Below are 19,940 nucleotides of genomic sequence, written 5' to 3' on the forward strand. Positions count from 1 at the left end.
CCCGAAGGGTAGGCAGCGGGCACGGGCGCGACGCCCGCTTCGTGGATTTCCCGCCTCATCGGGTGAGGGGGCCTGTCATCGGGTGAGGGGGCTTGCGAGGTCTGCGGGTGGCGGGATCAGCGGGTGGCGGCGGCCAGGATCGCGTCGACCACGTGGGGCAGCGACTCGGGGTGCAGCCACAGGAAGAGGTTCGGCTCGACGAGTTCCAGCTCCATCACACACGGCCGCCCGTCCTCCCCGGTGACGAGGTCGACGCGTGCGTACAGCAGCTCGGGGGCACCCGGTACGGCGGCCAACGCCCGCTCGGCCACGGTGAGTTCGGCCTCGGTCGGGGTCCAGGGCACCAGGTCGGGGTGAGCGATCTTGTCGGCGTCGTACGCCGTGCCGGGCGTGAGCACCGCCCCCTTGCGGCTGGCGTGCAGCAGTCGCCCGCCGAAGAACTGCAGGGCCCGCTCCCCCTCGGTGTCGATGCTCGTCACGAACGGCTGCACCATCGCGGTGAACCCCTCGGCGTGCATCCGCTCGACATGCCGTACGGCGGTCTCCCACAGGTCGGGGGTGTAGCGGGCGGCGAACCGGGCGCCCGCGCCGGAGGTGGGCTTCACCACGTACTCGTGCGCGACGGGCAGCGCGCCCTCGACGGGGTCGCCCGGCGCGAGATAGGCCGTCGGCACGACCGGCACCCCGGCCCGCGCGAGATCCCCGATGTACCGCTTGTCGGTGTTCCAGCGCACGACGTCGGCCGGGTTGGCGAGCCGGGTGACCTCGCCGGTCTTCGCCACCCAGGCCGCGAACTCGGCCGCGCGCCAGCTGTAGTCCCAGGTGGAGCGGATGACGACCAGGTCGTACCCGGCCCAGTCGGCCGCCGGGTCGTCCCAGTGCACGGCCGCCGCGTCGGCCCCGGCGTCCCGCAGCGCCCGCGCCAGCACCGCCAGATCCCGGTCACGGCTCGGCTCCGCCCCGGGGTCGTAGGTGGCGAGGGCCATCCGGGGCGCGGCGGGGCGGGGGGCGGTGGTACGGGGGGCGGCTGTGCGGGCCACGGAGCACTCCCATGTCGTATCTCGTATGTCCGTTCCCCTCAGGGTACGGACGGCCCCGTGATCAGCCGGCCCTCCCTGTCGTACGGCCAGACGTTGGGGACGCAGCCCTTCATGCCCTTGATCTGCTGCATCATCGCCGGGGCGGGCTTGCCCGCACCGGGACAGGTGACATGGCCCCGGCCGAGGAAGTGGCCGACCTCGTGGTTGATGATCAGGGCGCGGTAGGCCGTGACGTCGTCGGCGTAGACGGGGGTGGCCAGTTCCCAGCGTTCGAGGTTGACCATGACGTTGTCGCCGACGTTGCAGTTGAACTCGCCGCGGGTGTTCAGTCCGAACCGGCCGCAGACGTCGTCGACGGTGCCGGGGGTCGCGACCTTGACGACGAAGTCGGTGGCGCCGCCGGAGACCCGCTGGAAGGCCGACTCGCCGTCGGCGGTCCAGCCGCGCGGGTCGGCGAGGACGCTTTCCACCTCGTCGGCGACGCGGGCGGCGGACAGCGACAACCCGTCCTCCACCTCGACCCGGTAGCGCAGGGGCGTGCCCTTCCCCACCTTGGCGCTGCCGCCGGAGGCCTTGGTGAACGTGCCCGGCCCGGTCCTCGGGATGGTGACCGGGGAGCCGCTCGGTGACGGGGACCCCGACGCGCTCGGCGACGAACCGGACGAGCCGGACGGGCGGGGCGAGGAGGAGGGGTCGGGGGACGCGCCGGCGCTCGCGCTCGGGCCGGGTGAGCGGCGGGACCGCTCGGGCGAGGGCTCGGCGGACGCGGAGGCCCCCGCCCCACCGGCTAACTCGCCCGTGCCGCCGGACATCCAGCCCACCGCGGCGAACCCGGCGACACCGACGACCGCCACGGCCCCGAGCCCGCCCCACAACGGCCCTCTCGTGCGCGGCACGGGCGCCTTCCTCCTCCGGCGGCGGTTGCGGTCGCGGCTGCGGGGGCGTGATGCCTTGTGCGCGGTCATGTTCCTTCAGAGTGCGATCGGTATGTGATCGGATGTGGCCGAGTCGATCACGAAACGATAACGGATGCCTGACGTGACTCCGCACCCCCGCCCGCCCCTCTCCTTGACGACCGCCTTGACCTTGACCTTCGGTGAAGCCCCAGCATCGAGAGCGGCACGAGGGAGGGACATGAAAAGGAAGACGCTGACGATCGGGGCCTTCGCGAAGGCCAGCCGACTGTCACCGAAGGCGCTGCGGCTCTACGACGAGCTGGATCTCCTCCGGCCCGCCCGGGTGGACCCGGACACCGGCTACCGCTACTACGCCGCCGAGCAGTTGGAACAGGCCCGGCTGGTGGCCTGGCTGCGCCGGCTCGGCATGCCGCTGGCCCGCATCCGTACGGTGTGCGCGCTGGAGCCGGGTCCGGCGGCCCGGGAGATCCGGGCGTACTGGGCCGGCGTCGAGGCCGAGACCGCGTCCCGGCGCGACCTGGCGACCTTCCTCGTGGACCACCTCACCCACACGTCCGAGGAGGACACTTCGATGAAGGACACCGCGACGCAGGACACCGCGATGCTGGAACTCCGTTACGCCGCACTCTCCGACACCGGCCTGGTCCGCGCCGCCAACCAGGACACCGCCTACGCGGGCACCCGGGTCCTCGCCGTCGCCGACGGCTTCGGCCCGGCCGGGGCGCCCGCCTCCGCCGCCGCCGTGGAGGCGCTGAAGACCCTGGACCGCGACACCCTCCCCGCGGGCAGCGTGCTGAACCTGCTGGAGGACGCGGTACGGGGCGCGACCGCCGCCGTACGGGAGGTCGTGGGGAGCGGGGACGACGGAACCACCCTGACCGCGATGCTCTGGACCGGCTCCCGCCTCGCCCTCGCGCACATCGGCGACTCCCGCGCGTATCTGCTGCGCGACGGCGAACTGTTCCGGATCACCCACGACCACACCGTCGTCCAGTCGCTGATCGACGAGGGCCGTCTGACCCCCGAGGAGGCCACCGCCCAGCCCCAACCCGCGCTGCTCCTCAAGGCGTTGACGACCGACGAGTCCCTCGCCACCCCCGATCTGCGCCTGCACGACGCCCACGCCGGCGACCGCTACCTCCTCTGCTCCGACGGCCTCTCCACGGTCGTCCCCGACCCGGCCCTCCAGCACACCCTGTCCACCACCCCGACCCCCGAGGCGGCCGTGCACGCCCTCGTCACCGAGGCGAACACCGCGGGCGGCCCGGACAACGTGAGCTGTGTGGTGGCGGACGTGGTGCGCGCGGGCCAGAGAACCTGAGCACTGGAGTACCGCTGAAGTGGAGACTGGCGAGCTGTAGTACCGGCAGCGCTCAGGAAGGCGGGTCGCCCGGGTCCCAGTCGAGCAGACGGACCTTGGCGACCGTCCGGACGTGGCGGCGCATCGCGGTCGCCGCCTGTCGTGGCTGTTCGGCGGCGATGGCGTCGAGGATCGCCTGATGCTGGGCGAGGGAGCGTTCGGGCCGGCCGGGCTGGCGCAGCGACTCGGTGCGGCTCTCCGCGATCTGGTCGGCGATGGAGCGCATGAACTCGGCGAGCAGACTGCTGTGCGCGGCGGCCGTGACCGCCGCGTGGAACAGCCGGTCGCCCTCGACGCCGTGCCCGTCCCGCTCGATCTCCCCGGCCATGTGCGTGAGGGCGTCCCGCATCGCGGCGAGGTCGTCCTCCGTACGGCGCTCGGCGGCCAGTTCGGCGAGCTTCGTCTCCAACGCCTCGCGGGCCTCCAGCACATCGGGCAGCCGCCGGCGCCGTTCGACCATCTCCTCGACCGGCTCGACGTCGAGGCTGTCCCGGACGAGATACGTACCGCCGCCGTGCCGCGCCTCCACCAGGCCCTGGACCTCCAGCACCACGATGGCCTGCTTGACCGAGGCCCGGCTCACCCCCAGCCGCTGGGCCAGGTCCCGTTCGGGCGGCAGCCGGTCCCCGGCCGTCAGCCCGCCCTCGGTGACGTACTGCCGCAGCCGGTCGAGCACCTGCTCGTAGAGCCGCTGCTTGGCCATGGGGCGCAGGGCGTCGCTCACGGTTCCCCCAATCGTCCGGCGCCGCTCGTGGAGAGCTCGTCGGGAGCGTAACACCGGCCCGCGCCAGTGGCCCGGTGGACGAGTGGCTGAGCCAATTCCTGCGCGACCCCTTGACTCCACCGTCGTACGCCCCCACGCTGACCAACCGTAAGTGGCTCAGCCACTCGACCACTCCCCCCTCCATGGGCAGCCGCCCCCGGCCGTTCCGGGAACCGACGACGGGAGCCCGTATGTCCCCCGAACTGATCTCGATCCTCGTCCTCGCCGCGGTGTTCGTCATCGCCACGACCCGTTCCGTGAACATGGGCGCGCTCGCCTTCGCCGCCGCCTTCGGGGTGGGCGAACTCGTCGCCGACCTCGACGCGGACGGCATCTTCGCCGGGTTCCCCGGCGATCTGTTCGTCGTCCTCGTCGGCGTCACCTACCTCTTCGCGATCGCCCGCGCCAACGGCACGACCGACTGGCTGGTGCATGCCTCGATCCGGCTCGTGCGGGGCCGGGTGGCGCTGATCCCCTGGGTGATGTTCTTCCTCACCGGCGCGCTCACCGCGATCGGCGCGGTCAGCCCGGCCGCGGTCGCGATCGTCGCCCCCATCGCCCTCAGCTTCGCCGCGCGCTACGGCATCAGCCCCCTCCTGATGGGCGCGATGGTCGTCCACGGCGCCCAGGGCGGCGGCTTCTCCCCGATCAGCATCTACGGCACGATCGTCAACGGCATCGTCGAACGCGAGAACCTCCCCGGCAACGAGACAGCCCTGTTCCTGACGTCACTCATCGCCAACCTCGTGATCGCGGGGGTGGTGTTCGTCCTGTTCGGCGGCCTGAAACTGTGGAGACAACCAGCCGACACCGCCCCCGAGCACCCCGAAGCCCACGCCACCGAGACCGCCCTCACCCCCGCCCGCGTCGCCACCCTCACCTCCCTCCTCGCCCTGGTCGTCGCGGTCCTCGCGTTCGACCTGGACGCCGGCCTCACCGCGGTCACCCTCGCCGCCCTCCTCAGCGCCGTCTGGCCCGACGACAGCCGCAAGGCCGTCACCCAGATCGCCTGGTCCACGGTCCTCCTCATCTGCGGCGTCCTCACCTACGTGGGCGTACTCGACGAGATGGGCACCATCACCTGGGCCGGCGAGGGCGTCGGCGACATCGGCGTCCCCCTCCTCGCCGCCCTGCTCCTCTGCTACATCGGCGCGATCGTCTCCGCCTTCGCCTCCTCCGTCGGCATCATGGGCGCCCTGATCCCGCTGGCCGTACCGTTCCTGGCGCAGGGCGAGATCGGCGCGGTCGGCATGATCGCCGCGCTCGCCGTCTCCGCGACGGTCGTGGACGTGAGCCCCTTCTCCACGAACGGCGCACTCGTCCTGGCCGCCGCACCGGACGTGGACCGCGAGCGCTTCTTCCGCCAGCTGATGATCTACGGAGGGATCGTGGTGGCGGTGGTCCCCGCGGTGGTGTGGCTGGTGCTGGTGGTCCCGGGCTTCGGGTAGTCAGATAGGCGGCAGCGGTACGCCCGCAGCGGTACCTCGAACGGCGACAACCAAGGAGTACGAGACGTGTCCTCTCTCTTCCCGGCCCTCACCGGCGAAGCCCTCACCCCCGACCGGCCCGCCCTGCGCTTCGGCGACCGTTCCCTGACGTACGCGGAACTCACGGCCGTCACCGACACACTGGCCGCCCGGCTCAAGGGCGCCGACCGCGTCGCCGTCTGGGCGACCCCCACGCTGGAGACCGCGGTCGCCGTCGTGGCGGCGCTACGGGCGGGCGTCCCCGCCGTACCCCTCAACCCGAAGTCCGGGGAGAAGGAACTCGGACACATCCTCTCCGACAGCGCCCCGACCCTGGTCCTGACCGCCCCGTCCGACGAACTCCCGGACACCCTGCGCAAGTTGGACCGAGTCGACGTCGACGTCGTCGCACACGACACCGGCGGCACCCCCGCCCCCACCGACCAGCCGACCACCTCCGACGAGTCCCCGGCCCTGATCGTCTACACCTCCGGCACCACCGGCCCGCCCAAGGGCGCCGTCATCCCCCGCCGTGCCGTCGCGACGACCCTGGACGCGCTGGCCGACGCCTGGCGGTGGACCGCCGACGACGTACTGGTCCATGCCCTCCCCCTCTTCCACGTGCACGGCCTGATCCTGGGCATCCTCGGCCCGCTGCGGCGCGGCGGCGCGGTCCGTCACCTCGGCAGGTTCGACACGACGGCCGTCGCCCGGGAGCTGTCGTCCGGCGCGACGATGCTGTTCGGCGTCCCGACGATGTACCACCGCATCGCGGAGACCCTGCCCACCGACCCGGACCTGGCGAAGGCGCTCGGCCGCGCCCGCCTCCTCGTCTCCGGCTCGGCCGCGCTGCCGGTGCACGACCACGAACGGATCGCGGCGGCGACCGGCCGCCGGGTGATCGAGCGGTACGGCATGACGGAGACCCTGATGAACACGAGCGTCCGCGCCGACGGCGAACCCCGCGCCGGTACGGTCGGACTCCCGCTGCCGGGCGTGGAGTTGAGGCTCGTCGAGGACGACGGCACACCCCTCACCGCGTACGACGGCGAGTCGGTCGGCGAGATCCAGGTACGCGGCGCGAACCTCTTCACCGAGTACCTCAACCGCCCCGACGCCACCGCCGCCGCGTTCACCTCCGACGGCTGGTTCCGCACCGGCGACATGGCCGTCCGCGACCCCGACGGCTATGTACGCATCGTCGGCCGCAAGGCCACCGACCTCATCAAGAGCGGCGGTTACAAGATCGGCGCGGGCGAGATCGAGAACGCGCTCCTGGAGCACCCGGGGGTACGGGAGGCCGCCGTCACCGGCGAACCGGACCCCGACCTCGGCGAACGCGTCGTCGCGTGGATCGTCCCGGCGGACCCCCAATCCCCGCCCTCCTCGGCAGAGTTGGCAGATCACGTCGCCACCCACCTCTCCCCCCACAAGCGCCCCCGCACCGTCCACCATCTCTCCTCCCTCCCCCGCAACGACATGGGAAAGATCATGAAGCGAGCACTCAAGGCCGAAGGCTGAGGAGGCCGAGGACGCATGACCGACCGGCGCGACTCGGCCCGCGAGGCCATCGCCTCCCTGACGGACGACTTCACCGAACTCCCCACCCCGCAAAGGGAGTACACCCCTGACGGCCCCCTCGCCTGGCACGGCTACGACGCCGCACGGGCCCGCGCGGCCGAGCGCACCGGCGAGGAGGAGTCGGTGGTGTGGGGCAGGGCGACGATCGGCCCCACACCGGCCGTACTGATCTCCTTCGAGTTCGGTTTCCTCGGCGGCTCCCTCGGCGAACGCACCGGCGACCGGCTGGAGGCGGCGCACACCTACGCCCGCGCCCACCGGCTGCCGGTCGTCTCCCTGGTCGCGACCGGCGGCAGCCGTATGCAGGAGGGCATGCGCGCCCTCACCCAACTCCAGCGCGTGGCCCGGGAGTCGGCGCTGACGGGGGCGGCCGGACTGCCCCAGATCTCCATCCTGCGCGACCCGACGACCGGCGGCGGCTGGGCCACCCTCGGCGCCGGCGCCGACATCACCCTGGCCCTCCCCGAGGCCCAGGTGGCCTTCGCCGGCTCCCGAGTCCGCCCCCCGGACGCCGACCCCACGGCCTACACGGCGGAATCCCAACTCACGGCAGGCTCGATCGACGCGGTGATCCCCCCGACGGCCCTACGCGACACCCTCGCCCTCTACCTCAACCTCCTGACCACCCCTTCCACGGCCCCGGCACCCCCACCCCAAGCCCTCCGGCACCCTGGAAGGCACAGGGCGCGGCCCGTGCCTTCCAGGGGCGCGGGGCTGTATCAATATGCGGCTCCGCCGCGGGGCGCGACCAGCCACAACGCACCCGCAGGCGCCGAAACACAGCCACCCCCAGCCCAAAAGGCGCCCCTCCCCACCACAGGATGGGAAGCCGTACAACGCGCCCGCTCCCCCCAACGCCCGCACGCCGAGACCTACTTGAACACCTACTTCACCCGCCGAGCCCCCCTGCGAGGGGACCGCGCCGGCGGCACCGACCCCGGCATGCTCTGCGGCTTCGGCGAACACGAGGGCCGGACCATCGCCTACGCCGCCCAGTGCGGCACCCCGACCCGCCCGGCGGGCTACCGCACCGCCACCCGCCTGATCCGTCTCGCCGACCGCCTCGGCATCCCCGTACTGACCCTGATCGACACCCCCGGCGCCGCGAACGACGCCGAGGCCGAACGCCAGGGCGCGGGCCCCGCCATCGCCGAACTCTTCACCACCGTCGCCACCGCCCGCACCCCGCTCACCACCCTCCTCATCGGCGAGGGCGGCTCCGGCGGCGCCCTCGCCCTCGCCGCCCCCGACAACACCTGGGCCACCCCGGACAGCTACTTCTCGGTGATCGCCCCGGAACCGGCAGCCGCGATCCTCAAACGCCCCGCACACCAGGCCCCGGCGACGGCGGACGAACTCCGGCTGCGCCCGCAGGACCTGGTGGAGCTGGGCGTCGTACGAGGAATCGTCGAACCGGCGACACCACACCCACCCCCCTGACAGGTCGCAGCGACCCGCCGTCCCGCGCCGAACCACCCGTACGGCCGCACCCCCACCCGGCCCACCCCAACAGGCACCCCGTCCCCACCCCCCGCACGATGCAAAAGGAACCAGGGAACCGCCGACCGGCGGCGGTCCGTACGGTCCGTGCTCTCGGGAGGATCCGCCATGACCGCGATGACCGCCAGTCTGGAGCAGCTGCGCCGCTGCCACTTCGGCGTCGATCTGGGGGCCGCGCGGACCCGGGTGTTCGTGAAGGGCGCGGGCCTGGTCGTGGACCAGCCGAGCGTGGCAGCCGTGAACACCCGCACGGGCGCGCTGATCGCGGTCGGGGAGTTCGCGGAGAAGATGAGAGGCCGTACGCCCGACTACATCCGGGTGGTGCGGCCCGTCTCCGGCGGCACGGTCGTCGACATCGAGATGGCCCAGCGCATGCTGCGTCAGCTCCTGGGCGACCGGGTCCGCCGCAATCTGCGCCGCAAGCCCGTCCTGCGCGCCGCCGCCTGCACCCCGCACGGCGCGGACCCGCTCGCCCAGCGCGCCACGATCGAGACCCTGGTGGGGCTCGGCGCCCGCCGGGTGGAGCTGGTGGACACGCTGATCGCGGCGGCGGTGGGCTGCGGTCTGCCCGTCGAGCAGCCCGAGGCCACCATGATCATGGTGTGCGGCGCGGGCGCCACCGAACTCGCCGTCCTCTCCCTCGGCTCGGTCGTCAGCGCCGTACGCATCCCCGTCGGCGGCGAGGCCATCGACCACGCGATCGTGCAGCACCTGCGGCTGCGCCACGAGCTGACGCTGCCCAGCCAGTCCGTACGGCCGCTCCAGCTCGCCCTGTCCGGCAACGGCCTCACCCCGCACGGCCCCGAGTCCACCGAGATCCACGGCCTCGACGTGGCGACCGGGCTCGCCCGTTCCGTCCAGGTGGACACCGCGGCCGTACGCGACGCCATCCAGACCCCCCTGACCGCCGTGGTCGACGGGATCGGCAAGGTGCTCCGCGACTGCCCGCCCGATCTGGTGGCCGACCTCGCCGACCGCGGCATCATGATGGTCGGCGGCAGCGCCCTGCTCCCCGGCTTCGACCAGATGCTCCGCCACGCCACGGGCATGCCGGTCCACATCGCCGAACGCCCCGACGTCTGTGCCGCCCTGGGCATCGGCGCCATGCTGGAGGGCCGTATCGAACCCATCAGCCTGGACCCGGTCAGCGACTGACCACCGTCTGACCGTCGAATGACCGCCGTCTGACCGCCGAAAGACCGCCGGTCCGAACCACACCCTCCGAACATTCCTCCGGGCGGCAGCACCCGGAGCACGGAGGGGCGGTCGGCACCACGCCGCCCCCCGACCGCCGCCCCCATGACCCCGAAGACGCGCCACCTAACGCCCGTACGCGTCGTTCTCGCCGAAGTCGCCCGCCGCTAGGGTTACTTGGAGGAACCCGGCCACGGAGGTGAGCGCACGGATGCCAGGGCCCGTGACCCGGATCGGTATCACCGGACACCGGGAGATCCCGGAAGCCGCCCTCTCCGCCGTCCGCTCGGGCATCCGGGCGGAGTTACGGGGCCGCGCCGCCACCACCCGGGCCCTCAGCAGCCTCGCCGCCGGCGCCGACCAGCTCTTCGCGGAGTTCGCCCTCGAGAGCGGCATACAGCTGACCGCCGTGATCCCCGGCATGGACTACGAGACCCACCTCGGGGACGACGCGGTCCGGGCCGCCTACCACCGCCTCCTCAAGTGCTGCGCCGAACGCGTACAGCTGCCGCACGAACGCACCCACGAGGAGGCGTACTACGCGGCCGGCCGCTACATCGTCGACCACGCCGACCGCATGATCGCCGTCTGGGACGGCGCCCCGTCCCGCGGCCTCGGCGGCACGGCCGACATCGTCGACTACGCCCACCTCACGGGCGTCCCGGTGACGGTCCTGTGGAGCCCGGGAGTCCGCCGGGCCTGACCACGGGGCCGCACGTCCTCCCTGTTCCTACCCGTTCCTCCCCGTTCCTCCGCGCTCCTCCCCCGACGTGCCGTCAGGACCCGAACCGCACGAGCCAGTCCGTGTGCTGGGGCGAGACCACCCGTTCCGCCTCCGCGACGGCGTCGGCCCATCCGTCCTCCTTGACGGTGGTGGTCATGGCGACGCGCAGGGTGTCCAGATCCTGTTCGACGAGCTTGTGGGCGTACGTCAACGGCCGGTGCCGCCGTACCTCCTGCCAGGCCACACCGGCCGCGGCGGCGGCGCTGAGCACACCGGTCGGATCCCAGCGCCCCTCGATCACCCCGAACGCCCTGAGCACGGCGGCCATCAGTGCCAGCAACGTCAGAAAGGTCGTCATCCCCGACCAGCGCACGGACGCGCGGTGCGCCTGCCCGGCCTTGTTGCCGTACCAGGCGAGCTGTTCCAGCACCCGGTCACGCAGATAGATGTCCCGCCGCGACGCGAACGCCTTGGCACGCACGGCCCGCATCACCGGAGTGATCTGTCCGAGCCCCCGCTCACCGGGACTCTCCCTCGGGTCCTCCCACCCCACCTTCCGCAACTCGCTGAGCCGCTCCTCCAGCCGCTCGGCGAACATCGCCTCGGGGTTGACGAGCCGCGACGGAAACGGCCCGCCGTGCACCATGAACTGCCAGGCCAACGACTTCACCACCTCGGCCGCCGCCCGGTGCGCCTGCCACTGGGCACGGGCGCGGCGACGGGACGCGTAGAGGCCGATCACGATCGTCAGCGCGTACAGCACCGCCGCGACGGCGGACGGCACCCGACTCCCCACCCGCTCCGCCAGCGAGGCGGTCGCGGTCGCGAGCAGCAGGGCGACCAGCTGAGTACGCACCACCTTGAAGGACTCACCCTGCCGAGCCACCGCCTTCTCGTCACACACACGGAACAACGGGGACAGGTCTCGATCACTCACCGTGGTGCTGGGGCCGGGCGTCGCAGCCATGCACACCTCGTACGGATGCCGGAATCAACAGAATGGTCATGCTCTCGTCAAAGTCGGGAAAGTGCCACCCCGCGCCATGGCCACAGCAGTCGCAGTTGCTCGACAACGCATGGCAAAATGGGCGCCGAAGTCTGTCGTCCCCACCTCGTTCCTCCCCTCCCTCCTGACCGAGCCTTCATCTCACAGGTTCGTCGTCGTACAGGAACCTGGTCCGGAAAGAGGGCGGTGGCACAGAGTTGGCACCACCACCTCGGACGGAGCGACGAGACACCCATGGCCCTCCTCGGATCGAGGCCCACTCCCGGACCACGCATCGAACGGACGGCCCGCACGAGCCGCGTCTCGCTCGGAGCGATCGACGCGAGCGACCCACGTGTCCAGCGCTCCACGGGGCGGGTGACGGACGTCCCCGAGCGTCGCTCCACCCCGTCGGTCAGGTTCGACTCCTCGCTCTGACCCGGCTTTCAGGATGCCCTCCGGCCCGCACCGAGAACCCCTCGCCCGTACAACTCGGCGCGTACAGTGTGGGAAGTGACGGCTTCCCCGATCCAGGCGATCGTGCTGAAGGTGCACAGCCTGTGCAATCTGGCCTGCGACCACTGCTACATCTATGAACACGCGGACCAGAGTTGGCGGTCCCGCCCCGCTCTGATCTCCGGGGAGACCATCCGGCAGGTCGCCCGTCGGATCGCGGAACACACGGTGAACGAGCGTCTGGACTCGGTCGCGGTCATTCTGCACGGCGGGGAGCCCCTCCTGGTCGGCCCCACCCGACTCCGGCACATCTGCGCGGAACTCACCCGGATCCTGTCCCCCGTCACCACGCCGGATCTGCGCATCCACACCAACGGCGTACGGTTGAAGAGGGAACACCTGGAGATCTTCAGGGAGTTCGGCGTACGGGTCGGGGTCTCCCTCGACGGGGACCGCGCCGCGAACGACCGTCACCGGCTGGACCGCAGGGGCCGCAGCAGCCACGACCGCACGCTGCGGGCGATCGAACTGCTCCGGCTGCCGGAGTACCGGCACCTCTTTCTGGGACTGCTGTGCACGGTGGACGTGGCCAACGATCCCGTCACGGTGCACGACGCGCTCACCGCCCTCGACCCGCCACGCATCGACTACCTCCTCCCCCACTCCACCTGGGACAACCCACCCCCCGGCCACGGTGAGGGAACTCCGTACGCGGACTGGCTGCTGAAGGTGTTCGACCGATGGGAGGAGCAGGGACGCCCCATGCCGGTGCGGACCTTCGCCTCGGTGCTCAGCACCCTGCGCGGTGGGCCGAGTCTGACCGAGGCGATGGGGCTCGCGCCGAGCGACCTCGCGGTCGTGGAGACCGACGGGACGTTCGAGCAGGCGGACTCGCTCAAGACGGCCTACGACGGCGCCGCCGCCACCGGATACGACGTCTTCCGCAACGGCTTCGCGGAGTTCCTGGAGCACCCCGGGGTCCGCGCCCGCCGACTGGGCCTCGACGGTGTCAGCGAGACCTGCCGCCGCTGTCCGGTCGTCGAGACCTGCGGCGGCGGACTCTACGCACACCGCTACAGCACCGAGCGGGGCTTCGACAATCCCTCGGTCTTCTGCGCGGACCTGCGTGCGTTCGTCGAAGGTGTCGCGGAGCGGATCACCGAGCACGCGCTCGTCCCGGCCACCACCGACCACCGCGAACTCCGGCTCGCACAGGTGGAGTTGAACCGCACACTGCTCGCTCGGGTGAACACAACCCTGGCCGGAAGTCAGGAATGGGACGCGGCATGGCGGCTGCTGGTCCGCCTCGACTCCGACGAGGCCGTCAGCGGGCACGTCGACACCGTGCTCGCTCATCCCTATCAACGCGTCGCGCTGCACCGCTCGTTGGACGGCCCCACGGACCTCCCTCGGCTGATGGCCGCGACCACGGCCGCCGCGGTGCTCGCGGGGGTGGAGACGACACTGGTCTGGCAACAGCCCGGCCCGGAGGTCCACTTGCCGACCCTGGGGACCGTACGGCTGTCCCGCCCCGGCCGGCTGCGCTTCACGGTGACGTCCGACGGCTTCCGGGTGAGCGACGCGCGGGGCGACGTCCCGTCGGACCTGCCCGCCCGGTGGCGCCCGCTGAAGACACTCGATCTGCCCGGACGGCCGCGGATCGTCATCGACGACGCCGACCCGTACCGCGACTGCTACCCGGCACCCGTGAGCGCGCCACTGGGCCCCGGTGATCTCATGCTCTTCCGCGAACGGCTCCGAGCCGCGTACGAGGTGCTGCACAGGACGGCATCCGGCCTGCCGGAAGGGGGCGACACCCTCCTCACCACCATCACCCCTCTCGTCGCGGGCGCCGGTCTGCGGCTCGGCACCAACGGACTCGGGGCACTGGGTGTGGCGGTCGACTTCGAACCGGAGCATCTGGTCCGCGAACTGCCCCTGCTGGGGCGGCAGTCACGGCTCGCCTCCCTGCGGCAGGTCGCGGACCTGACCGTGGCCGGCAGCGTGGCCGGCCGGCTGCTCGACGAGGCGAGTGAGGAGATCGGCAGGGCTGCCGCCGACTCCCCTGGCCGGTCCCGCGCCAGGGCGTTGGAGCGGGCCCGCAACGCCCTGAACCGGCTCGGCACCCCCCTCGGCGATCAACTCACCGAGAACGGCACTTACCTGGTCGACGAACTGCACAGGGAATGGGCGGGACTTCATGGCTGACACCGTGCCCCCTGGCCCTGGACGACGGCGACTTCGGGGCGATCCGGCACGCCTGCCGCGTGAACTTCTCATCGAAAGGGAATCGGCAGGTAAGGCGGTCGTTCGCATCCACGGGCGGGACGCGGTCGACGCGGCCCGGCAGCAGATGTCGAGAAATCGGATTCCTTGAAGATCAATTGTCCGGATGGTGCGGAGGAATGACCTGAATTACACCGTCGGCCCGATAGAGGGGTCGGGATCATAGTTGGTTCCGGCCAGATGACACCGTCGGCGGGCGCGAGGGCATCCGCAGGCAGGGGGACGCGTGGGCATTTCTGAACGGGGACGGTTCGAAGCGGACAACAGGCCGTATTTCTTTCTGAGTTACGCCCATACTCCGTCCTGGGGAGCCGACGGCGGCGACCCGGACCACTGGGTGCACATCCTGTTCAGAGACTTATGCGGCCACATCATGGCGCTCACCGATCTGCCCGCAGGCTCCGCGGCAGGGTTCATCGACCGGGAAATGCGTTCCGGAGAGGGCTGGCCGGACAGACTCAGCGAGAATCTCGCGACCTGCCGGGTGTTCGTTCCACTGCTGTCACCACGCTATTTCACCAGCGAGATGTGCGGACGCGAGTGGTACGCCTTCCACGAGCGCATCGTGCGAGCGAAGGCGGCCGGCGCCAGGGACCTGCCCCTGATCGTCCCGGCCCTGTGGACACACGTACGGTTCGATCAGCTCCCGGACTCCGTGCGCCACATCCACATCGACCACTCCTCGTTCGGTGAGCGCTATCTCGCCCAGGGGATCTACGGGCTGATCAAGCTCAACCGGCTGAGGGACGAGTACGACGAGGCCGTGCTGACCCTCGCCCAGCGGATCGTGCGGGTGGCCCACGAGTCGCCGCTGCCGTCCAGCCGCCCGCGTCCGTACGAATCGACGCCCAGTTCGTTCAAGCCGCGCGGCGCCGGACCCCGCCGTATCCATCTGACCGTGGCGGCACCCACGCGTCGTACCGCCCCTGAGCAGCGGGACACCCGCCCGTACGGTGAGGACGCGCTGGACTGGAACCCGTACCACGGCGAGTCGACACGGCCGCTGCCCGCTCTGGCGGAGGAACTGATCCGGTCCCTCGACTATCGGATCACCGTGTCGGATTTCGACGACTCGGACGCGGCCACCGACGATCTCACCACCGAGAGCCCCGAAGCACCCGGCGGTGAGGCCGCGCCCCCGCAGAGCGGGCCCGGGATCCTCCTGGTCGACGGATGGGCGGTCCTGGACGAGGAACGCCGGAGCAGGCTCAAGGAGTTCGACGACCGTGCCCGCCCCTGGGTCGGCGCGATCGTCCCGTGGAGCCGGACGGATCCCCACTGCCAGGACGAGAACGGCAGACAGGCCAAGGCGGAACTCGAACGCACGCTCCCCCGGATCCTGGACCGCGGTCGACGCGCCGAGTGCCGGACGGCGGTGGGCGGTGTTCCCTCGCTCAAGGCCTTCACCGATGTACTGCCCGCCGTCGTCGCGCGCACCACCCGGCAGTTCCTCAAGCATGCCGAGGCCCACCCTCCGCCCGGGACGCCCCCGCCCCGCACCCGTCTCACGGGCCCCGTCGCCCCTGGCAACCCGAACGGCTCCGGCAGCAGGACAGGTCCCATCGGCCCCACCCGCTCGCCGCTCCCCGGCGCGGGTTCCGACCACGGAGGAGCATGATGGCCGTACAGGACGGACGCGTCATCACCTTCTACTCGTACAAGGGCGGTACGGGCCGCACGATGGCCCTGGCCAACACGGCGTGGATCCTCGCGGCGAACGGCAAACGCGTCCTCACGGTCGACTGGGACCTGGAGGCACCCGGACTCGACCGCTTCTTCCGCCCGTTCCTCGACCCCAATGTGCTCGTGGCCACCACCGGGGTCATCGACATGCTCGCCGACTACTGCCGGGCCACCACCGAGGGCCACCGCCAGGGACCTTGGCACCGGGCGTACGCCCGGGTCGAACAGCACGCCGTGTCACTCGACCTGGAACATCTGGGCCTCTCCTTTCCCGACGGCGGTTCCCTGGACTTTCTGTCCGCGGGCAAACAGAACCAGGAGTATTCGGCGACCGTGTCGTCGTTCGACTGGGACGACTTCTTCGAGCGCAGAGGCGGCGGGCTCTTCCTCGACGCGCTGCGCAAGGACATGAAGGCCTCGTACGACTACGTCCTCATCGACAGCCGTACCGGTCTGTCGGACAACGCCGACATCTGCACGATCCATCTGCCCGATGTCGTCGTCGACTGCTTCACACTCAGCGGCCAGGCGATGGACGGCGCCGCGGCGGTCGCCCGCAACGTCGAGGACAGCGGTCACCAGCGGTACATCCGGGTACTGCCGGTACCGATGCGTATCGACGAGGGCGAGAAGGCGAAGGCCGACGCGGCCCGCACCCGGGCCCGGCTGAAGTTCAGCGGCCTGCCCAAAGGGCCCGGTGGGCAGGAACTCGACGCCGCGGAGGCCGGCGCCTACTGGGGCAGGGTGGAGATCCCGTACCGGCCGTACTACGCCTACGAGGAGACCCTCGCGACAGTCGGTGACAAAGCCGGCGTCGAGGGCTCCCTGTTGTCCGCCTTCGAACGCCTCGTCAAGGAGATCTCCGAGGGCGGCGTCACCCATCTGCCACCTGTGCCGGAGCCCGTGCGGCTGCGCTGCCTGGACGCGTTCGACCTGCAGCGGGCCACGAACGTGATGGTGGTGTACGCGGCGGAGAACCGTATGTGGGCGGACTGGGCCGAGGCGCTGCTCAAGCGGAACGGCTGTCAGGTCGTCCAGCGCGACGTGGCCGCGGGTCCACCGGAACGGACGGCCTCGGTGACCCACGCCCTGGTCCTGCTGTCGACGGCCTTCCACCGGTCCCGGAGCTCGGAAGCGGTCTGGCGGACCCTCACCGGCACCGCGGCCGTGGGACAGACCTCGCTCCCGGCCCTGGTGCCGGTGCGCGTGGACGAGCTGCGGCTCCCGGACCACTACGCCGAGCACAACCCGGTCGACCTGTACCGGAACGACCAGGACGCCTGTGCCCGTGCCCTGCTGGACGCCCTTCAAGTGCCCTCGCAGACCATGGGGAGCGATGTCCAGGGCCCCCGTTTCCCGGGCAGCGCGCCGCGTATCTGGAACGTGCCCCGGCGCAACACCACTTTCACCGGCCGCGATCTGGTCCTCGAACAACTGCGTCAGCGACTCACCGGCGGCATGTCGGTCGTCCGGCCGCAGCCTCAGGTGTTGTTCGGGCTCGGCGGAGTCGGCAAGACGCAAGTGGCCCTGGAGTACGCACACAGGTTCATGGCCGACTACGACCTGGTCTGGTGGGTCTCGGCCAAGCACATCGACAGCGTCCGCTCCTCGCTCGCCGAACTCGCCACCCGGCTCGGCGCGCCGCAGAGCGACGACATGGCGGCCGGCAGCCGGGAAGCCGTGCGGATGCTGGCCAACGGGGCGGTGGCCCGCTTTCTGCTGGTCTTCGACAACGCCGACAACGCCGATGAGCTCGTTCACTGCTTCCCGGAGCACAGCGGTGGCCATATCGTCATCACCTCACGCAACCAGGTCTGGGCCCAGCACGGCGTCGCCTCCCTGCCCATCGATGTGTTTCCGCGCCCGGAGAGCGTCGAGCATCTCTCCCTGTGCGCTCCCGGGTTGAGCACCGAGGAGGCCGACCGTGTGGCGGACGCGGTGGGCGATCTGCCGCTGGCCGTGGAGCAGGCGGCGGCCTGGCTCGCCGAGACGGCCACACCGGTCGACGAGTACCTCCGCCAGCTGGCCGAGCAGAGTACGTACGTGCTGAACCTGAATCAGGCCTCCGACTACCGTACGACGGTCGCCGCCACATGGAACGTCTCCATCGACCTGTTACGTGAGCATTCGCCCGCCTCGGTACGGCTGATGCAGGTATGTGCCTTCCTGGCGCCCGAGCCGATCCCCGCCGCCCTCCTCTACAGCAGGGAGATGCAGAACGAGCTGCGCAAGGTGGACCGGAGTCTCCAGGAGAGCCTGATGATGGGCCGGGTCATCAAGGAGATATCCCGGTTCGCACTGGCCAAGATCGAGGTCAGCAACAGCATTCAGATCCACCGCCTGGTACAGGCCGTGATCCGCTCCCAGTTGACCAAGGAGGAGCAGCGGCAGGCCCGGCATGTCGCGCACACCGTGCTCGCGGGTGCCCGGCCCGACGGCGACGAACCCGTGGACGATCCCCGGAACTGGACACGTTTCGAGGCGATCTGGCCCCACCTGCACGCCTCCGACGTCCGCAACTGCGTCGAGTCCGAACCTCGGCGCCTGCTCGTCGACCATGTCCGATACCTATGGAAGCGCGGCGACTTCGCCAGCGCCCGACACCAGGCGGAGGAGCTTCTGAACCACTGGAGGACCACCCTCGGCGAGGACGACATCCAGTACCTCTTCCTGCGCTTCCAGTACGCCAACGTGCTGCGCTCCGAGGGACAGTTCACAAAGTCCCGCGAGATCAACGAGGACGTGCTGGCACACCAACGCCGCATTCTGGGCCCCTCGCATCCGCACACGTACATGACCTTGACCAGCCTGGCCAGCGACCTCGCGATCTCGGGCGCGTACGACTCCGCGGTGCGAGCCGTGCCGCTGGCCCGCGAGGCCCATGAGGGCTTCAAGCGGATCTTCCACGAATCGCATCCCCGGACGCTCAGTGCCGCGAACAACCTGGGCCTCGCCTCACGCGTGGTCGGCCGCTACGCGGAGGCTCGCGACATCGACGAGGACACCTATCACCGCCGCAGGGGGGTCCTCGGCCCCGACCACCCCTACACCCTTGCTTCGGCGGCCCGTCTCGGCCGCGATCTGCGCGAGGTCGGCCGCTACACGGACTCGGTGACGCTGCTGTCCGAGTCGTACGAGGACCACAAACGCACCCGCGGCAAGGGGTTCCCCGGCACGCTCAGCTGCGCGAAGTCACTGGCCGTGTCGCTGCGCCAGTCGGGACAGTTCGAGAACGCCCGTCGGTTGACCACGGCGACCCGCGCCCAGTACCGGGACCAGTACAGCGCGCCGACGCCCGACTCCCTGGCGTGCGAACTCAACTTGGCGGCGGACCTGTACGCGGCGGAGGAGTGGGAGAAGGCCCGGGACATCGCCAAGGCGGTCCGGGACAAGTTCGTGAAGGTCGCCGGCGAGAAACATCCGTACACGCAGGCCACGCTGAACAGTCTCGGTGTCTATCTCAAGGCCTGCGCCGAAGCGGACGAGGCCGAAGCCGTGTTCCGGCGGGTCACCGAAGGCATGCGGATCGCCCTCGGTGATCAGCACCCCCACACTCTCTTCTCCCGCGCCAACCACGCCAATGTCCTGGCCGAGCAGGGCCGCCCCGACGAGGCGTGGCCACTGGAGGAAGCCGCCCGCGACGCACTCGTGGCCGTTCTCGGAGCCCATCATCCCGAGACGCTGGCTGTCGTCGCCAACTCGGCGCTGACACTTGTCGCGCTGGGACGGGAGGAGGAGGCGGCTCAGCTGCACGCGGAGTCGCTCGTCGAACTGGAGAGGCAGCAACAGCAGTTGGGGGAAGGCAACGCCATCACCCGGCTCGTGCGCGACAAACGGAGGGTGTACCGGGATCTCGAACCGCTGCAGGCGTGACGGCCTCCTCACCTCGCGCCGTCGAACGCCGCACACGCGGCCTCCGCGTGTCTTGACTTCACCACCCCTTCACGTCAGATTCGAGGCTCCGCACCCGCCCGGCGTGAACGGG

At 71.0% G+C, this 19,940-nt stretch carries 14 protein-coding genes; 10 read left to right on the plus strand and 4 right to left on the minus strand.

Annotated elements, in window-relative coordinates; translation table 11 throughout:
* Positions 1–116: 116 nt before the first annotated feature.
* Positions 117–986 carry an ATP-grasp domain-containing protein gene (locus F9278_RS13075; protein WP_152173835.1) on the minus strand — a complete coding sequence of 290 codons (870 nt, stop codon included), beginning with the start codon at positions 984–986 and terminating at the stop codon, positions 117–119.
* Between the two features lie 92 nt (positions 987–1,078).
* Complete coding sequence (locus F9278_RS13080; RefSeq protein ID WP_152173836.1) at positions 1,079–1,894, minus strand: DUF3152 domain-containing protein; 816 nt, start codon at positions 1,892–1,894, stop codon at positions 1,079–1,081.
* Positions 1,895–2,174: 280 nt separating this feature from the next.
* Between F9278_RS13080 and F9278_RS13085 the strand changes: the two genes are divergently transcribed.
* Entirely contained in the window at positions 2,175–3,278 is a 1,104-nt protein-coding gene (locus F9278_RS13085) for a MerR family transcriptional regulator (protein ID WP_152168482.1), read from the plus strand.
* 52 nt (positions 3,279–3,330) lie between these two features.
* Here the strand turns inward: F9278_RS13085 and F9278_RS13090 are convergent, their stop codons facing one another.
* Complete coding sequence (locus tag F9278_RS13090) at positions 3,331–4,041, minus strand: FadR/GntR family transcriptional regulator (protein WP_152168483.1); 711 nt, start codon at positions 4,039–4,041, stop codon at positions 3,331–3,333.
* A gap of 230 nt (positions 4,042–4,271) precedes the next feature.
* Here F9278_RS13090 and F9278_RS13095 point away from each other — a divergent pair, with 230 nt between their 5' ends.
* From F9278_RS13095 to F9278_RS13115, 5 genes are all read left to right on the plus strand, one after another.
* Positions 4,272–5,528, plus strand: coding sequence for an SLC13 family permease (locus tag F9278_RS13095; protein WP_152168484.1), 1,257 nt, complete (start codon positions 4,272–4,274; stop codon positions 5,526–5,528).
* A gap of 66 nt (positions 5,529–5,594) precedes the next feature.
* Positions 5,595–7,067 (plus strand): acyl-CoA synthetase, encoded by a 1,473-nt coding sequence (locus F9278_RS13100; RefSeq protein WP_152168485.1) that lies wholly within the window; start codon positions 5,595–5,597, stop codon positions 7,065–7,067.
* 15 nt (positions 7,068–7,082) lie between these two features.
* On the plus strand, positions 7,083–8,567 hold the full coding sequence (locus tag F9278_RS13105; RefSeq protein WP_152168486.1) for a carboxyl transferase domain-containing protein: 1,485 nt from the start codon (positions 7,083–7,085) through the stop codon (positions 8,565–8,567).
* A gap of 177 nt (positions 8,568–8,744) precedes the next feature.
* Positions 8,745–9,782 carry a rod shape-determining protein gene (locus F9278_RS13110; protein ID WP_152173837.1) on the plus strand — a complete coding sequence of 346 codons (1,038 nt, stop codon included), beginning with the start codon at positions 8,745–8,747 and terminating at the stop codon, positions 9,780–9,782.
* A 250-nt stretch (positions 9,783–10,032) separates the two neighbouring features.
* Complete coding sequence (locus F9278_RS13115) at positions 10,033–10,524, plus strand: hypothetical protein (RefSeq protein WP_226966727.1); 492 nt, start codon at positions 10,033–10,035, stop codon at positions 10,522–10,524.
* Between the two features lie 73 nt (positions 10,525–10,597).
* Here F9278_RS13115 and F9278_RS13120 read toward each other — a convergent pair whose 3' ends face one another.
* Positions 10,598–11,512, minus strand: a complete 915-nt coding sequence (locus F9278_RS13120) for a DUF4231 domain-containing protein (protein ID WP_152168487.1) — start codon at positions 11,510–11,512, stop codon at positions 10,598–10,600.
* A gap of 225 nt (positions 11,513–11,737) precedes the next feature.
* Between F9278_RS13120 and F9278_RS13125 the strand changes: the two genes are divergently transcribed.
* The 4 genes from F9278_RS13125 (at position 11,738) to fxsT (ending at position 19,828) form a co-directional block, all read left to right on the plus strand.
* Positions 11,738–11,968 (plus strand): hypothetical protein, encoded by a 231-nt coding sequence (locus F9278_RS13125; RefSeq protein WP_152168488.1) that lies wholly within the window; start codon positions 11,738–11,740, stop codon positions 11,966–11,968.
* A 75-nt stretch (positions 11,969–12,043) separates the two neighbouring features.
* Positions 12,044–14,194 carry a radical SAM/SPASM protein FxsBH, inactivated beta-hydroxylase extension form gene (fxsBH, locus tag F9278_RS13130; protein ID WP_152168489.1) on the plus strand — a complete coding sequence of 717 codons (2,151 nt, stop codon included), beginning with the start codon at positions 12,044–12,046 and terminating at the stop codon, positions 14,192–14,194.
* Between the two features lie 304 nt (positions 14,195–14,498).
* Positions 14,499–15,890 (plus strand): TIR-like protein FxsC, encoded by a 1,392-nt coding sequence (locus F9278_RS13135; RefSeq protein ID WP_193241459.1) that lies wholly within the window; start codon positions 14,499–14,501, stop codon positions 15,888–15,890.
* Positions 15,887–19,828 carry an FxSxx-COOH system tetratricopeptide repeat protein gene (fxsT, locus tag F9278_RS13140; protein ID WP_152168491.1) on the plus strand — a complete coding sequence of 1,314 codons (3,942 nt, stop codon included), beginning with the start codon at positions 15,887–15,889 and terminating at the stop codon, positions 19,826–19,828. The genes F9278_RS13135 and fxsT overlap by 4 nt, the downstream gene beginning before the upstream one ends.
* Positions 19,829–19,940: the final 112 nt, after the last annotated feature.

This window comes from Streptomyces phaeolivaceus, from assembly GCF_009184865.1.
GTDB lineage: Bacteria > Actinomycetota > Actinomycetes > Streptomycetales > Streptomycetaceae > Streptomyces > Streptomyces phaeolivaceus.